At 46.5% G+C, this 17,755-nt stretch carries 9 protein-coding genes; 2 read left to right on the top strand and 7 right to left on the bottom strand.

Going from position 1 to position 17,755, the window contains the following annotated elements:
• Positions 1-338 precede the first annotated feature (338 nt).
• The gene (locus Xsto_RS00365; RefSeq protein ID WP_099123739.1) at positions 339-7,760 is read left to right on the top strand and encodes an amino acid adenylation domain-containing protein; all 7,422 of its coding nucleotides are present in this window, start codon (positions 339-341) and stop codon (positions 7,758-7,760) included.
• Positions 7,761-7,941: 181 nt separating this feature from the next.
• Here the strand turns inward: Xsto_RS00365 and Xsto_RS00370 are convergent, their stop codons facing one another.
• Both Xsto_RS00370 and Xsto_RS00375 read right to left on the bottom strand, forming a co-directional pair.
• Positions 7,942-8,568: a beta/gamma crystallin domain-containing protein gene (locus tag Xsto_RS00370; RefSeq protein ID WP_099123740.1), complete on the bottom strand. Its 627-nt coding sequence runs from the start codon at positions 8,566-8,568 to the stop codon at positions 7,942-7,944.
• A gap of 398 nt (positions 8,569-8,966) precedes the next feature.
• A complete protein-coding gene (locus tag Xsto_RS00375) occupies positions 8,967-10,370 on the bottom strand; it encodes an MFS transporter (protein ID WP_099123741.1) in 1,404 nt (467 codons plus the stop codon).
• 162 nt (positions 10,371-10,532) lie between these two features.
• On the opposite strand from Xsto_RS00375, the gene Xsto_RS00380 reads away from it, so the two are divergent.
• Positions 10,533-11,198: an ArsR/SmtB family transcription factor gene (locus tag Xsto_RS00380; protein WP_099123742.1), complete on the top strand. Its 666-nt coding sequence runs from the start codon at positions 10,533-10,535 to the stop codon at positions 11,196-11,198.
• Positions 11,199-11,332: 134 nt separating this feature from the next.
• Here Xsto_RS00380 and Xsto_RS00385 read toward each other — a convergent pair whose 3' ends face one another.
• The 5 genes from Xsto_RS00385 to astA all read right to left on the bottom strand — a co-directional run bounded on the left by Xsto_RS00385 (position 11,333) and on the right by astA (position 17,737).
• Complete coding sequence (locus tag Xsto_RS00385; protein ID WP_099123743.1) at positions 11,333-12,757, bottom strand: amino acid permease; 1,425 nt, start codon at positions 12,755-12,757, stop codon at positions 11,333-11,335.
• A gap of 43 nt (positions 12,758-12,800) precedes the next feature.
• Positions 12,801-13,775, bottom strand: coding sequence for a succinylglutamate desuccinylase (gene astE / locus Xsto_RS00390; protein WP_099123744.1), 975 nt, complete (start codon positions 13,773-13,775; stop codon positions 12,801-12,803).
• Positions 13,776-13,787: 12 nt separating this feature from the next.
• Positions 13,788-15,131, bottom strand: a complete 1,344-nt coding sequence (astB, locus tag Xsto_RS00395) for an N-succinylarginine dihydrolase (protein ID WP_099123745.1) — start codon at positions 15,129-15,131, stop codon at positions 13,788-13,790.
• A gap of 84 nt (positions 15,132-15,215) precedes the next feature.
• Positions 15,216-16,694 carry a succinylglutamate-semialdehyde dehydrogenase gene (gene astD, locus Xsto_RS00400; protein WP_099123746.1) on the bottom strand — a complete coding sequence of 493 codons (1,479 nt, stop codon included), beginning with the start codon at positions 16,692-16,694 and terminating at the stop codon, positions 15,216-15,218.
• Positions 16,691-17,737, bottom strand: coding sequence for an arginine N-succinyltransferase (gene astA / locus Xsto_RS00405; protein WP_099123747.1), 1,047 nt, complete (start codon positions 17,735-17,737; stop codon positions 16,691-16,693). Before astA ends, astD begins: the two co-directional genes overlap by 4 nt.
• Between the last annotated feature and the right edge of the window lie 18 nt (positions 17,738-17,755).

Consider the following 17,755-nt stretch of genomic DNA (forward strand, 5'->3'; position numbering starts at 1 on the left):
CGTATCCCCTTTCAGTTCGCCATTATCCTGTTTCAGATAGTGATCATTGTCGATTAACCATTTCACAACGCACATTTCATACCCACAAACCCTGATCACATACGTTCTGGCGCTCACTTAATCACCATAAAAAAAATTTGCATAGATATAGTTTTGCTGATTTATTATTTCTGCCAGTCACAACGCTTTTGAGCACAAATCATCTCATCAGGGTCCGGATTTTTCTGACATCTTTGATTTGTCTGTAAAGGCAAAAGGAAATAACGCTAACCATATAAAAATAAAGTGAAAATTTTAGTTTCGAAAACTATTTTGAATTGCTATTAGGAGAAATAGGTATGCCATACAATCACAACCGTACCTCTGAAAGTTCCTTAGCCATTACAAGTTCCGATCTGATTTCCTATCCTCTCAGCTCACCACAGCAGGCTATCTGGTTCGATCAAGTCAGCCAACCAGATCAATCCAACTACAATGTTGGTATTTTTATCTGTATTGAAGGCGTTCTGGACGAGACCCAGTTTATTCACGCCTTTGAAACGGTTGTTGAGCAGTATGATGCCCTACGTTTACAGCTCACTAATACCCATACTCTTCCGGTTCAGACAGTGGCTGATCATTGCCCTGTATCCGTCCCCATCTATGATTTTTCATCGCATCCAGATGCAGAAACCAAAGCAAGGCAATATCTCGATACCCGATTTATGCAACCGTTTCACTTAAATGAAACGCTCTGGCATTCCGAATTATTCAAAGTGAGTCATACACGTCGATACTGGCAGTTTTGCTGTCACCACATAATCATTGATGGGATTGGAGCGTTCATACTACTTGAGGAGGTTATTGATCGTTATAACCGGCTAATGAAGGGAGAACCTCTGAACAAAGTTGCCCCTTCTTACCTTGATTTTATTACAGATGATCTGGCTTATCTGGCCTCACCAAACTACGCGGATGACCTGCAATTCTGGCTGGAACGCTATGAAAATCCGCCATCTCCTTTGCTACACCCGATGAAATCCAATCGCACGATGCAGTATGGAATGCAGCACAGTCAAACTGAACCTATTTTCTGGTTAATTGACCAGACACTTTTTAACCGTATCAAAAACATTGCCACCGAACAGAAATCGTCCTTCTTGTACATTATACATTCCGCTCTGGTGTGCTATTTTGCCCGGACAACGGATGTGAATGAAATCGTCATCGGGATGCCTATACACAACCGCAAAAATACCCGACAAAAACACACCATCGGGCTTTTTGCATCCGTGCTCCCGATAAAAGTGACCATTTCTCCGGAAGATACGTTCCGTGACATTATGAACAAAACAGCCGCGGAGGTGAAAAGTTGCTATAAACATCACCGTTTCCCGATTGCAGATCTTAACCGACACATTCATACTCAGCAGAAAACAGAAATAACTCAATTATTCGATATCACCCTGTCACTCGAACCGTTTGAAGCCAATCTACATCTGGAAGGAGAGGACACCCGCGTTACCTGTGTTAATACACAAAATAGAAATCCTTACCCCCTTTCCGTCAGAATCAAGCAATTTATAGATACTGCGGCTCCCGAAGATACTTTTCAGTCTGCCACCATTGAGTTCAAATACTCTGGTGAATATCTGACTGCCACGGAAGTGACGGCTCTCCGCTCCCGTCTTGCTGTCCTGCTTGATGCAGCCCTGACTTCACCGGATACGCCGATAATCAATTTGCCTATTTTGCCCGAAGAAGAGCGAAAAAAGGTGTTGGTGGACTTCAATGCCACACAGTCTGATTTCCCGCAAACCGCTCTTATCCAAACGCTCTTTGAACAACAGGTCATACTGGCACCGGAGGCGATTGCTGTCGTCGGCGAAACACAGACGTTCAGCTATAACGAACTGAATCAACGCGCCAATCAACTGGCACATGCTCTGATTGCCTTGGGGGTTCAACCTGATGATCGGGTCGCCGTGTGTATCGAGCGCAGTCCGGCCTTCATCGTCTGCCTGTTGGGTATCCTGAAAGCTGGGGGGGCTTATGTGCCCCTTGATCCGGCTTATCCGACCGAACGGTTGGCGGATATACTGGACGATGCCGTTCCGGTCGTGTTACTGACTCAGGCTGCGCAGCGCGACAAACTGCCTGATACCGTGCCTGTATACACACTGGACGCTTCCGGAACTTTAGAGGCGGCCCCGGAACTGCCAACCCATAACCCGAATGCTCAGGCATGGGGGCTGACCTCACGCCATCTGGCTTACGTGATTTACACGTCCGGTTCAACGGGACAACCAAAAGGCGTTATGGTTGAACACCGCAATGTGAATCATTTGGTGATCAACAGTAGTTATGCGGATATCGGAGCGGATGACTGCGTAGCACATTGCGCTAATATTGCGTTTGATGCCTCAACGTGGGAAATCTGGACGCCTCTGCTCAATGGCGGGCGTCTGTATGTGATTGCCCAATCCGTGCTGCTCAACCCCGAGCATTTCCGTGACACCTTGATCTGCGGGAAAGTCACAGCCCTGTGGTTAACGACCGGCTTGTTCAATGCTTATCGGGAAACGCTGATGCCGCTGTTCGGGCAACTGCGCTATCTGCTGGTCGGCGGGGATGTCCTCGATCCGGGCAAAATACAGCGGGTGCAATTGGCTGAGTGCCGGCCTGCTCATCTGATTAACGGCTACGGCCCGACAGAAACCACCACTTTTGCAACCACCTATGCGATAACATCGCCTGTTGATGTTGTATGTCCCATTCCGATTGGTTGCCCCATCGCCAACACTCAGATCTATATTCTTGATTCACATAGGCGACTGGTGCCGCTGGGGGTAACCGGTGAAATTTATATTGGCGGTGCCGGAGTGGCACGGGGTTATCTGAACCGCCCTGATCTGACCGCCGAGAATTTCCTGCCCAACCCATTCTCCACTGAACCGAATGACCGACTGTACAAAACCGGCGACCTCGGGCGCTGGCTGCCGGATGGCAATATTGACTACCTTGGCCGCAATGATTTTCAGGTGAAACTGCGGGGTTTCCGCATTGAACCGGGAGAAATCGAAGCCAGCTTGATGCGATGCGAGGGAGTACGTGAGGCTGTTGTTATGCTTCGTGACAATGCCAGTGACGATAATGAAAGCTCCCAGAAACAACTGGTGGCTTATCTGCTGGCGCAGGACGGCGCTGAGCTCATTCCGGCGGAACTGTATGCGCAACTATCCCAGCGCCTTGCCGATTATATGCTGCCCGGTGCGTTTATTATCTTACAGTCTTTCCCGCTGACCCCTAACGGCAAACTTGACCGTCGGGCGCTTCCCGGCCCTGACCCCGCCGCGATAATCACGCGTGATTATGTTGCGCCGGTGGGTGAGGTAGAAACTACACTGGCGGACATCTGGCAGGATTTATTGGGGCTGGAACGGGTCGGTCGTCACGATCATTTCTTTAGACTGGGCGGCCATTCGCTGATTGCCGTTAGCCTGATTGAACAACTGCGCAGCCAAGGGTATGCATTGGACGTATTCAGTATCTTTACTGCACCATTACTTATGGATATGGCGCAGGCAATACAGGTGCGACGAGGAGCGTCGGACAATCTTATTCCCCCCAATGGCATTCCTGACGATTGCACAGCAATAACACCCGATATGTTGCCACTGGTGACGCTATCACAAAACGAAATTGATACCATTGTTGCCACTGTCACCGGCGGTGCGGCTAATGTGCAGGATATTTACCCGCTTTCCCCATTACAGGCCGGTATCCTGTTCCATCACCAGATGCAGGAAAACGGCGATGCGTATGTGTTAAGCAGCTTGCTGGCCTTTGATTCCGGTGAACGGCGGGAGGCTTTCCTTCAGGCCCTGCAACAAGTGATAGACCGCCATGATATCCTGCGGACTGCTTTCTGCTGGCAGGAATTGACCCAACCCGTTCAGGTGGTCTGGCGACAGGCCACCCTGAAAATAAATACGTTTACTGCTCCGGATAACGAACAGGATGTTTCATCTCAGTTACGGGCACATACCGATCCACACCAGCGGTGCCTCAATCTGAATCAGGCACCGCTTTTCTCTGCCGATATTGCTTATAATTCCCATAAGAACGAGTGGCTGCTGTCCCTGTGCTTCCACCATCTGGTCTGCGATCATACTACGCTAGGATTGATTATTGCGGAAATCAGGGAATTACTGTCCGTTCGTGGCAAAGAGCATCATTCCCTAACATTACCTCCCGCCCAGCCTTACCGTAATTTTATCGCTCAGATCCGCACTGTGCCGATTGAAAAACATCGGGACTATTTCCACCAGCTGCTGGGAGATGTGGACGAACCAACTCTGCCCTTTAACTTACGCAATGTGTGGGGAAATCATGAAGGACTCAATAAGATAGAGGAAGCCAGGCTGACACTGGATGATCAATTAACGCATCAGCTACGTGACTGCACCCGTCAACAGGGTGTCAGTACTGCCGTTCTGTTCCATATCGCATGGGCACAGGTTCTTGCGCAATGCAGCGGACGGGAAGATGTTATTTTCGGTACCGTTTTATTAGGGCGTTCATTACAAGGTGCGGGGGTTTCTCAGGTTCTTGGTATGTTTATTAACACGCTGCCAGTGCGCATTATGTTGCAGGAACGCACTGTACAAAAAGTGGTACAGGAGACTCACCTGCAACTCAGCAAATTGCTGGAACATGAACAGACTCCGCTGACGATTGCTCAGTATTGCAGTGGTATTCAGGCACCCCACCCCCTTTTCAACAGTCTGCTTAACTTCCGTCATAGCCCACGTAGCAATCAACTAACCGAGTCGCCGGTATGGGAAGGTATTCAGATATTCAACAGTGAAGAACGTAGTAATTATCCGCTGTCATTGGATGTGGATGATTTCGAAGATGGTTTTGCGTTAACCGCACAATGCAATCACCAGATTAATCCGGCACGCATTAACGCTTATATGAATACTGCGTTGAAAACACTGGTGACAACATTGCAAAATATGCCGCAACAGAATATTCAATCCCTCAGTATTCTGCCACCGGCAGAACGCAGTCAGTTATTGGAAGAATTTAACAGTGCCAGAATTGACTGCCCACAGGATATGTTACTCCAACAGTTGTTTGAACAGCAGGCGACCCTCACACCGGATGTCATCGCACTGATTCACGCAGAGCCAATGAATCGAGAAGTTCAGCTCACCTACCGCGAACTGAACCAAAAAGCTAACCAGTTGGCTCATGCCCTGATTGATGCCGGTGTACGACCGGATGATCGTGTCGTGATTTGTGTCGAACGTGGTGTCGATATGGTGATTGGCTTGCTCGGTATTTTGAAAGCCGGCGCGGGTTATGTACCGCTGGATACGAATTACCCGACCGAGCTTCTGAATTATATTCTGTCAGACTGTACACCGACATTATTACTGACCCAACAACACCTAAAAACCCGTTTATCTGCCGATATGCCGATATGGGTGCTGGATGATAACAGTCATACCGAATGTATGGCGCAACAACCAACACATAATCCGGATTCGCAGCAACTGGGGCTGGCACCACACCATCTGGCTTATATTATCTATACTTCCGGCTCCACCGGTCAGCCAAAAGGCGTGATGATTGAACATCACAATGTGGTTAACTTCATACACGTTCAACGCCAGATCAATGAACTAACACCAACTGACCGCGTACTCCAGTTTACCTCCGTTGCATTCGACACCAGCGTATCAGATATCTTCGCCACACTCGCCACCGGCGCAACCTTAGTGATGTGCCCGTCAGTACTGCGTGTTCCGGATAATACTTTTGCCCGATTCCTGCAACAGCAGCAAATCACAGTCGCTGATTTACCAACGGCATTCTGGCATCTGTGGGTACAGGAAATGGTCGCCGGACGTTGTGGCTTCAGCCCGTCTCTGCGGCTGGTGATTGTGGGTGGTGAAAAAGCTGAACTACGCCACCTGATGATCTGGCAGACATTGCCGGAAACCCAGTCATGCCACTGGATTAACTCTTACGGCCCGACGGAAACGACTGTTATTGCCACCGTATTGAAAGTTGATCGTCATTCTGCTTATACCGGAGAAACCCTGCCGATTGGTTATCCCATTGCCAATACGCAAATTTATATTCTGGATAATCATGGTAAACCCGTCCCAATGGGTGTTATGGGAGAACTCTATATCGGTGGAAGCGGCGTTGCCCGTGGTTACCTGAATCGCCCTGAACTGACCGCAGAGCGTTTTTTGCCTGATCCGTTTTCAACAGAAACCAAAGCCCGACTGTATAAAACCGGCGATTTAGGGCGTTGGTTACCCGATGGCAACATTGAATATCTGGGACGCAATGATTTTCAGATTAAACTACGTGGTTTTCGCATCGAACCGGGGGAAATTGAGGCTAAACTGACTCGCTATCCCGGAGTACGAGAGGCTGTTGTGGTCGCCCGTGAAGACCAGCACGGCGATAAGCGCCTTGTAGCTTATTTGATTCCCGAACAGGGGATAGCTGAACCGGAGGCAAAACTGATACCTGCTGATCTCCGCCAGCAACTCTCCCAAGAGCTTGCCGATTATATGCTCCCCAGTGCGTTTGTTATCCTTGATGCCTTTCCGCTAACCGTCAACGGCAAACTAAATCTTCAGGCATTACCCGCACCGGATCAGACAGCCGTTATAACCCACAATTACGAAGCACCGATGGATGCTCTGGAAACTACACTGGCTGAAATCTGGCAGACATTACTGGGTTTAGATCGTGTTGGTCGCTATGACAATTTTTTCGAACTGGGTGGTCACTCACTCAATGCAACACAGTTACTAGCACGTATGCATCAACAAGGCATGGAAATTCCTCTGACCACATTGTTTACTTGCCCGACATTGTGTGAACTGGCAATCGCCGTGCGTAAACAGACGATTACCCCTGCGTTCTCCCGCAATATCAATCCAGTCCCGCTAAGCCCTGAGGGAAGTTTGCCACCACTGTTTTTTGTACACGAACTTACTGGCAACCCGCTGGTTTATTCATCTCTGGCTGCCCTGCTTCCTCCTGAATTACCCATTTATGCGCTACAGGCGCTTGGTATTCATACACTCGCCGAACCACCGATATCTATTAACGCTCTGGCGGCCTGTCATATACAGGCTATTCGGCACGTACAGACTCACGGCCCTTATCGTCTTGCCGGATGGTCTCTGGGAGGCGTAATCGCCTATGAAATAGCCATGCAATTAATGCATGATGGTGAGGAAGTCACATTTTTGGGCATGATTGATTCGGGAAACATCAGTCGATATTCCACCCAGCCTGATAAATTAATGAATACGACACAACAACGTATCAACAGGATTATCAAATATCTGCAAATATCCATACCGGAGATTAATGATCATACGCTGGAAGTGCTTTATCAGTTTAATGATGTTGAACAGATCGTTAATCATTGTATAGACTGCCAATGGTTACCTACCTATTACACACGTGAAAATCTCTTCCTGCATATTGGTACGATTGAGTTTCTGGATCAGCTGAGCACAGATTATATTCCACAGGCGTCAGAGTTACCGATCCATCTTTATAAAGCGGAAAACTTTATTATTGATGGAGATGAATGGCACGGCTGGCAGGGCGTTGTGGCAAACTCTTCCACACTCCATCCTATCGGTGGCACACACTATTCGATTATGCGACACCCCCTGGTTAACCAACTAGCCGACTCTGTCAGTAGAATTCTGGAGCCTCGGAAACCGCAATAAAAGTACTCAAGTCACATAACTAACGATGCAGTTATGTGACTTGGAAATCGACTTATTTATTATCAGGGATGTATACATTTCATCTTACAGGTTGCCTCTTTGTTGGCTACATGCCTTGAAATCCATTGTGTATATATTTCAAATACATCCCCTTTATTTTTACTAGTGAATTGCTTTTATTTTACTGATTAACAGGAAGTTTTTCCAAGATAAAATTAAACCTATAATTATCTTCTTTTTCAAATTTCATATAAAGAGGCTTGGTTTCATTATAAGTGATAATATCAATATCAGTTCCATTATATTTAAAATAAACCGCACCTTGAGTGACTGGAATATTATTCTGATCAAAAACAACAACAGAGGTAATATACATCTGACCATCTTTGGGAATTAGACCAACAACTTCATAATCTCCGCCTGAAAGACAATCTACAGGATCAGGAATTGTATAAGTCCTAATGTTAGCCCTAAACACTTGATTAATACCTGATTTGTTAATTAATTTTATAGCCAGTAAATCACGGTTTACCGGAGAGACTATAAATTTTGATAACCCTTCGATATCACTGATATCTGGCTGGCTTGTATCCCACTCACGGTAAATTTGCCCAGATTGGCTATCACTGCCATGTCTCCAGGCAAACACAATAGAATTTGTTCCTATTTCAACAGAAAGAAATTTATCATTTAATGGTGTACCAATCAAATTTACTTCTTTACTATTTTCTGGATATTCATACAAGCTTCCACTATAATTTTTTCCAGTATAAAAAATAACACCATTACTTAATATTTTTTTTGGCATTTTCATTTCCCTTAAGGTTCATTGTGAGATAAACCTAAAGGTTAAACAGATTGATTTTATATATCAAGCCAATGAAGCCTCTTATATTAAACTAGAAATATTAAAAAAACATCCATTCCATTTTTCACCGAGTGTGATTAACAAATAAATATACTAACAAGTAAAACACCTGTACCAATAATAGTTACTTTATTTTAAAAAAATTAAAACATAAAAATTAAATATGAAAAATAGATTACCTAAAAAAAGTTACAAACCAATATCCCAATTAAAATAATCCCTACCTCTTTTAATTTCAGTTTTATTGACGGAGTGTATTACTTATAAATTAGCCTGATAAAAATGCTGACAAAAAGGCACTAATCACCAACATAAGTGACCAGCGCCTGATTAATTTATCACCCAATACGTACACGACGCACAACAAATGCAGCTAGCACCGGAGCTATCGCAAAGACCGCAAACAGCCACACTGCGGCACTCTGAGCGCCGGCTAAACCACCCGGTTCAGAGAATCCGGCAATGTTTGCCACAATACCAGCAAGTGCGGAGCCGATTGCTGTCGCGTACAATTGCACGGTTGTGATCGAGGTCGATGCCAGATCTTCCTGACCGACAGGCGCGCTCATAAATACCTGTGTGAGCATATGCGGCCAGGCAGCGCCAATGCCAATACCAACCGCAGCAAGTGCAATACACATCAATATAATGCCGAAAGCCGGGCTGAACAGATATTGCGATGGCATGATGATTGCCAGCATGATAAGCGCAATTACAACAAGAATGGGGCCATGCCGAACCAACATCTGTGCAGTATGTGAGCTACGCCCGGAACTGAACAACGAACCAAGCGTCCAGCCCGCCGCCATCAATGCAGTCGCATAACCCGCTATTAGTGGGCGATAACCATGAATGACCTGCAAAAAATAAGGTACAAATATCTCAGTTGTCATACCGATAACAAGCAGGCTCATACAGGCATAAATGGCGCCAAGAGGAGCACGGATATCATAAGCACCTGTCGGCAACAGTTTAATTTTCGATTCACGATCAAAGCGGGCAATCAATACCACAATCGCAAGTCCCATAACGACACCAGTAATATTGATAAAAACCAGCTTCGACAGACTTGCCATCGAAATAATAAGCACTGATACACCAAGTAGCAGGATCTTGCCAATTGCAGCCCGCTCTGTCTGCACCGCAGATTTTTGATAAATCGCCAACTGAACAAGCACAATCACAGCAAGTACAGCAGCAACCGGCAAAAGAGCAATAAATGCGAGACGCCATGTATCCCCGTTCGCAAAAATCCCACCAATAGCCGGACCACAAAGTGTTGCAATGCCCCACATACCAGATACCATCGCCATCGCTCGGGGCCATAATCGTTCATCAAATACAATACGAATGAGTGCGTAACTGAGGGCAAACAAAATCCCGCCACCAAAACCCTGTATAAAACGCCCAACAAGCATCCACTGCATATCTGTTGCTGCTGCGCATATCAGCGTTCCTGCACAGAAAACGACAAGCGCCACAAGATAAGCAGCGCGAGGTCCGAAACGACTCAGCACGTTTTTAGACAATGGCGCACCAATAATTGATGCGACCATGAATAAAGTTGTATTCCATGCATAATACTCAAGCCCGCCAATATCCCGAACAACGGATGGCAGGATTGTTGTAGCAATATAAATATTGATTGCATGTAATGCGACGCCGCCTGCGAGTGCAATTGAAATCAGGCCGTTGCGGCCGGAAAGTAGTTCCCCCCAAGAAGGGGCAATATTAGAACTCATAAATTACCTCATCAGTTTTATACATGGAATTGTTCGTTTTGCGATCAGGTCATTAATCTATCATTCCAACAATTAATGGATCAATGGTTAAAATGAATTAATTATGTTATTTATATTGCACATCTCGATACTCGAACTTTTTGTTATCTGAAACGGTTGCTTATGAAAACAGTTGATCCTACTGCTCATGCTATTACTGAAATGGCTGATTTTGCTAAAACGCTCGGGCACTCACATCGACTAACCCTGCTTGAAGCCGTATTTAGGCGTGAAAGTTCAGTGGAATATTTAGCAGAAATATCCGGGCTATCCATTACCAATACTTCACAGCATTTACAGCAATTGCGACGTGCCGGATTCGTCCAGACCCGTCGTGAAGGCAAGCATGTTCTGTACAGAATTGGAGATGGACCGGTAGCAAACATACTTGTTGCTTTACGGGACTATCTCGCCTATCAGCAAACTGAGATCCAGCGTGTCGTTTCTGACAGCATTCGTTATCCGGAGCACTTCGAAGGTATTTCTATTGAAGAATTGCTCAGCAGACAAGAAGACGGGGTACTATTGCTGGATGTCCGCTCAGAAGAAGATTACGCCGCAGGGCATATTCCCGGCGCCATTAACATACCGACAGAAACCCTTGAACACCACCTTGATGAGTTACCACGTAATCAGGATATTCTCGCTTACTGTGGCGGACGATACTGCGTACTCTCTGTTCAGGCTGTTTCATTACTGCGGTCGGAAGGATTTAAAGCGCTGCGAGTCGGAGAAGGTTTTCCGGGATGGCGGGCAGCAGGTTTGCGAGTGGAAGCGTTAGAACGCTGACTTTACCTTATATTCCGGCCAGATGATTCGGTGGAAAAAGCCATCTGGCTGGCTATTAAACATAAGATAATGCCGAGCGCTATAAATAGCATTTAAACAGATCTTTTGGCTCAATGAATCCTCAACATTATCAATTAATCAACTGCATCTATAACCCTTCTTTGCTGCTGCCGCTTTTTCCGCATACGCCATAAAACCTCAAGGATAACAAACCAGATTGGTGTTCCATACAAGGCAATACGCGTATCGTAATCAAAGATCATGATAACCACGGTAAAAGCGAAAAATATCAGAGTGCACCATGTCATCGGAATGCCCATCGGCATTTTATAGATGGATTTATCATGTAAGTCGGGACGTTTTTTACGGTAAGCCAGATAAGCAAGCAATATCATACACCAGCTATAAACAACCATGATGGCGGCTACAGTGGAAACAATGGTAAATAACTTCATCACATCGGGAACGATAAACAAGAGAAGTACACCACTTGCCATGCAAACAACAGAAAATATCAGGCTGAAAACAGGAATTGCACTATTTACTGAAAGCCGCCCGAACCAACCATGAGCCAATTTTTCAGTGGACAGGCCATATAACATACGGGTACAGGCATATAATCCGCTGTTTGCTGAAGACATTGCCGATGTCAGTGCCACAAAATTAATCACTGCGGCGGCAGCCGGTAATCCTGCCAGTGCAAATAGCGTAACGAACGGGCTGACTTCCGGAGAAATGTGAGGCCATGAAGTCACGGCAATAATGCACATCATGGAAAACACATAAAAGATAATAACGCGAATGGGAATACTGTTGATGGATTTCGGTAAAATCTTCTCCGGCTCTTTCGTCTCAGCGGTAACAGTGCCCACTAGTTCAATACCAGTAAAAGAGAAAATCGCAATCTGAAAACCGGCCAGAAAACCAAATACACCATTGGGCAGAAAAACTTCCGGGTTAGTCAGATGGCGAACAGAAGCCGTGACACCATTTGGTGATGTCCAGCCAATAGCAACCATACCCACACCAACAATAATCAGTGCAACTATCGCCACAACCTTAATCATGGCAAACCAGAATTCCGTCTCACCGAACAACCGGACTGAAAAAAAGTTACATAAACACATTAATCCAAGAATAAACAGCGCGGTAAACCAGAGGGAAATATCAGGAAACCAATACTGAATATAGCCACCACAGACCACGACATCCGCAATACAACTCACTACCCAGCTCATCCAGTATGTCCAGCCCAGAAAATAACTGGCTTTTTCCCCAAGATAGTCAGCGACAAAATCAGCAAAGGTACGGTAATCCAAGTTGGAGAGTAACAACTCTCCCATCGCCCGCATCACCATAAAGGCAAAAAAGCCGATCAGCAGGTAAGTCAGAATGATAGAGGTACCTGATACAGCAATGGTTTTTCCTGTTCCCATGAATAGACCAGTCCCGATAGCGCCGCCAATGGCAATCAACTGGACATGACGTTTTCCTAATCCACGGTGAAGTTTCTGCGCACCTGCGGATTGCTCCGCAGGTGTTTTTACCGTATTCGTCATCATTAACCTCCAGGGTTTTCTTATATGAATAGATATGAATTGATCAGGTTAATTGCTCCAATAACAGGCCTGCCCTCAGACCAATGGCAACGTTAGCGTTAGGAAATAAAATAAAGTTTGCCGGAGAAGTAATTTTCCAGGATTGATTTTCCTGACTGGCAATTTCAAAACCATCCGGCAAGGCCGTGAAGTTTTTTGTATCTTGCGGAATATGAAGCCGGAAACTACTGTCCTGTTTGATAATCGAATCGACTGCCCGGTAACGTTTTATTTCCGGCTTTTGCCGCTTCACAGAAAATACGCCAGCAATCAACTTCTGTAATGCTGTTGTAATATTGCTGAATTTAGCCAGATCGTTCTGCCCGAACGAGTAGACTTTGCCAATTTCCATAGTGCAACTATCTACATTGAAATACTGGCTGGTAAATTGGCTGAATGTTCCGCCTTCACTTTTATGAAAAACCATCGCATCAATATCACTGCCTTCCAGCCATTGTAGGAGGTCAGGCGAATATTCACGCTGCTGGAAAGGCAGCAAGGCAAACTGTTCATGGCAGGAGCCACGAATTGCTGTATGCAGGTCAAGATGCCAGCGGCGTGTTGATGCCATAACCGCAGGCTCCTGAAAAAAACGCTGTATCACAGATTCCAGCTCAACTGCACGCTGTGTCTCATTTCCGGAAGGAAAATTCTGATACCGGCCACCAAACATGCGATTCAGATCGTTATGGATATAGCGCTTGCTTTCACGCATGGCAGGCAAATTGCCGAAAATGAGCAGCAGGTTATGCTGCAACGACAGACTCCCCTGCACCAGTTGTGTTAATAGCTGGAGCAGTATTTCAATCGGGGCCGTTTCATTACCATGAATTCCTGCGGAAATAATCAGCGTATCGCTTTTACTCTCTTGTGGGATCAGCTGTAATACACCATCTGCCAGCCATTTAGTGGTTAATGTCGACGGGAAACTCAGTGTACTTTCAAGTTTCTTTTCAAGTAATGGGGAAAGTAAATCCATCAATCCTCCTGATTAACGCTGAAATTCATAGATTGAACCAAGTCTGAGGATCTGGGTTAATTCATCCAGAGCGGAGCAGACTTCTGTCAGCAACTGAGGATCTGCCAGATCAGCGGTATATAAAGAATCTCGATAATGGCGCTCAACCCAGTCAGTTAAGCTCAGATACAGATCCGGTGTCATAATCACTGCCGGATTAACCGCTGCCAGTTCTTTTTCTTGCATCGCCACCCGAAGGCGCAAGCAGGCAGGCCCACCGCCATTACGCATACTTTCGCGCAAATCAAAGAAATGGAGTTGACTGATAGGGCTCTCACCCGTCGCAACCAGAGACTGTAGATAGGATGATACGTTGGTATTCTGGCGGCACTCTTCCGGTAAAATCAGCGCCATACTGCCATCTGACAGGCTTAATAACTGGCTGTTGAAAAGATAAGAACTGACTGCATCCTGCATGGATACCTTTGATGCAGGCACTTCAACAGGGATCAGGTTTTGCCCGAGGTTCGCCAGCTTTCCCTCAATTTCAGCCAAGACTGACTGCTGATTTAAAAATGCTTGCTCATGATAAAAGAATACATTCCTGTTGCTGACCGCAATGACATCGTTATGGAAAACGCCGCTATCAATGGCGATAGGGTTCTGTTGAGCAAAAACAGTTTGCCTTTCATCTAACTGATGTAAGCGTGCAATGGCTTCACTCGCTTCCAGTGTCTGGCGGGCGGGATAACGCTCTGGTACAGGCCCTGCCCGGAAAGCACTGCGGCCATATACAAATAGCTGCACACCCGCTTCGTCATATTCACCACAAAAACGGTTATGGTTTGCCGCGCCTTCATCTCCCCAGTCAGCATGTTGAGGTAATGGTGCATGGTGAACAAAGTAATTCGGATCTGAAAAAACCGCTTTTAACGCCCGGGATGTCGTCACACTTTCCAGTGAACGATGGAGTTTGTTATTTAAGTTTGCCACTGTGAAATGGACACGTTGGTCAGCACTATCAGCAGAAGGAGATACTGTTGCTGCATTAGCTGTCCACATGGAAGAGGCTGAGCTGAGGTTGGATAACAGCAATGGTGAATACTTTGCCGCTTTATTCAGCACCTGTGCATCATTTCCCGTAAACCCTAGCTGCCGTAAAGCAGATAAATCAGGCCGCTGTTGTGGAGGTAAAACCCCCTGCACTAATCCCATATCCGACAGTGCTTTCATCTTTGTTAACCCTTGTAAGGCCGCCTTACGAGGGTTGGATTTCTGCCCGCGATGATTTATCGAGGCTTCATTGCCCATTGATAACCCGGCATAATGGTGGGTCATTCCCACTAAACCATCAAAATTTGCTTCAATTCCCGACATAGTGACCTCTGTTCTCCCTGCTGTCCTTAGAAAACCAGCTGGTCTTTAGAAACCGGCTGGTCAGAAAAAAGCTAACTGAAAAAATTAAGAGCGGAAAAAATCAAGCCCGGGGACGAATGTGTCTGGCAGAGACAGTTTGTCCGTCACCAAAGATGCCATTGGCCATGCACAATAATCAGCAGCATAGTAAGCACTTGGGCGATGATTACCTGATGCTCCAATCCCACCAAAAGGTGCTTTACTGGAAGCGCCGGTCAGTGGTTTGTTCCAGTTCACAATCCCGGCTCTTGCTTCTTCCTGTAATCGAAGGAAAAGGCTCTCATCAGGTGAAATCAACCCTGTCGCCAGACCGAAACGGGTATCATTGGCGATGGAAATCGCTTCCTCAAAGGTGCCATAACGCTGCAAGGTCAGCAGAGGGCCGAAATACTCTTCATCAGGAACCTGACTAACGCCTGTCAGTTCAATAATGCCGGGAGTCATAAAGGTTGAATGAGGATCCGGTTGTGTGAGTGTCAGCAAAGCAGTGCCGCCCAGTGCCAACAACCCTGATTGAGCATTCAGCAGACTTTCTGCCGCTGCCAAAGAGATCACTCCGCCCATAAAAGGCTGAGGTTCAGCATCCCAACGGGACGGGACTATCTGACGAGCCGCTTCAGTCAGCCGTTGAATCAGGGCATTGCCCTTCTCACCCTGTTTTACCAACAACCGGCGGGCACAAGTACAGCGCTGCCCCGCGGAAATAAAAGCAGACTGGATAATGGTATACACTGCCGCATCAAGATCATCATAATCATCGACAATCAGGGCATTATTTCCCCCCATCTCCAGTGCCAGCATTTTTTCCGGCTGACCAGCCAACAGACGGTGGAAATGAAAACCGGTTGTTGCACTACCCGTGAACAGTACTCCGTCGATCTCCCGACAATCCAGTAACGCACCACCGGTTTCCCTGCCCCCCTGAATGAGGTTCAATACCCCCGCAGGTAATCCGGCTTTTATCCATAACTCCACGGTTTTTTCTGCTGTGATCGGCGTTAATTCACTTGGCTTAAAGATTAATGTGTTACCGGCAATCAAAGCAGGAACAATATGGCCGTTAGGTAAATGACCGGGGAAATTATAAGGCCCAAAAACGGCCATCACGCCGTGAGGACGATGTTGTAATATTGCTTTTCCATCCGGCAGGGCGGTTTCTGAATAACCTGTCCGTTGCTGCCATGCCTCAATGGAAATAGCAACTTTACCCATCATAGACTGAACTTCTGTCCGGGTTTCCCACAATGGTTTGCTGGTTTCTTCACTGATCACACGGGCAATTGTTTCTTTTTCCTGTGCCAGTAAATCAGCGAATGCCTGAACGATGGCAATACGTTTTTCAACTGCCAGCTTTGCCCAGTCTGAAAATGCCCTGCGTGCTGCCAGACCAGCCTCTTCCACTTGCTTAACAGAAGCACTGTGTGCCTGCCACAGGATTTGCTGATCAATGGGCGAATGTTTAACTACCTGTACACCCTGCCCGGTTACCCACTTACCATCAATGTAATTTGCCTGATCACTCATTGTGAAGTTTCCTCGGAAAAAAGAGCAGCACAGCGAACTAAATTCCCTTCCTCTACCTGAAGTGCTTCCATTTCTGCACCCGTCAGGTGCAGTTCATCACTATCAATAGCGTCAGAGATATTCAGCAGCAACGCTTTAAAATCCTGAAAATGTAGATTAGAAACAATGCATAGCCTGCCATCACTCTGTCTGGAGACATTTTCGCTTCTTTTCACAGACACCAGCCGGCTGGCTTTTACGGTTCGCACATCATCGATCTCAGCCTGCAAAATAGCGCCGGCATCGAAAATATCGACCATACCGTGGTAGGAAAAACCTTCTTTTTCCAGAATGGCGCGGGCCGGAACGGTATTCTCATGTACCTGCCCGATAGCCCGCTGAGCCTCTTCCGGCAACAAAGGCACATAAATCGGATGGAATGGCATGAGTTCAGCAATAAATGTTTTGGCGCCAATGCCTGTCAGATAATCAGCCTGAGCAAACGGGACATTAAAAAAGTGTTGCCCCAGTGCATTCCAGAATGGTGATTCACCCTGTTCATTAACGACTCCGCGCATTTCCGCAAAAATAGTTTTCGGAAAAAGATGGCGAAACGCTGAAACAAATAAAAAGCGGCTTCTGGAGAGGAAAATACCATTGCGCCCCCCATGATAAGCCGGGTCAAGGAACAAGGTGCACAACTCACTGTATCCGGTATGATCCTGCCCTACAATCAAGGTTTCAAACGAATTGTAAATTCCTAATTCACGGGATGAGCGCACCGATTTCTGAACACGGTAATTGTAGAAAGGCTCCTCCAGCCCAACTGCAACCTCCAGCGCACTCACCCCAACAACACGATGCTTTTCCGTGTCTTCCAGAGTAAACAAGAATCCCTGTTGTGAACGCTCGCGTCCATCGTGGAATGAATCAATGCTGCGTGAAATCCGGGCTGCCAAGTATTCCTGATTATTTGGCAACGATGTCAAACCCACTCCAGCGCGAGACGAGAGATCGAGGATATCCCCCAAATCTTTATGTTGAACGGATCTAAATAGCATCATGATATCACCTCAAAAACT

The sequence above is a fragment of the Xenorhabdus stockiae genome (assembly GCF_002632825.1).
Classification (GTDB): domain Bacteria; phylum Pseudomonadota; class Gammaproteobacteria; order Enterobacterales; family Enterobacteriaceae; genus Xenorhabdus; species Xenorhabdus stockiae.

Coding starts and splice junctions, on each gene's coding strand:
- Xsto_RS00365 (WP_099123739.1), top strand. CDS start 339: ATGCCATACAATCACAACCGTACCTCTGAAAGTTCCTTAGCCATTACA.
- Xsto_RS00370 (WP_099123740.1), bottom strand. CDS start 8,568: ATGCCAAAAAAAATATTAAGTAATGGTGTTATTTTTTATACTGGAAAA.
- Xsto_RS00375 (WP_099123741.1), bottom strand. CDS start 10,370: ATGAGTTCTAATATTGCCCCTTCTTGGGGGGAACTACTTTCCGGCCGC.
- Xsto_RS00380 (WP_099123742.1), top strand. CDS start 10,533: ATGAAAACAGTTGATCCTACTGCTCATGCTATTACTGAAATGGCTGAT.
- Xsto_RS00385 (WP_099123743.1), bottom strand. CDS start 12,757: ATGACGAATACGGTAAAAACACCTGCGGAGCAATCCGCAGGTGCGCAG.
- astE (WP_099123744.1), bottom strand. CDS start 13,775: ATGGATTTACTTTCCCCATTACTTGAAAAGAAACTTGAAAGTACACTG.
- astB (WP_099123745.1), bottom strand. CDS start 15,131: ATGTCGGGAATTGAAGCAAATTTTGATGGTTTAGTGGGAATGACCCAC.
- astD (WP_099123746.1), bottom strand. CDS start 16,694: ATGAGTGATCAGGCAAATTACATTGATGGTAAGTGGGTAACCGGGCAG.
- astA (WP_099123747.1), bottom strand. CDS start 17,737: ATGATGCTATTTAGATCCGTTCAACATAAAGATTTGGGGGATATCCTC.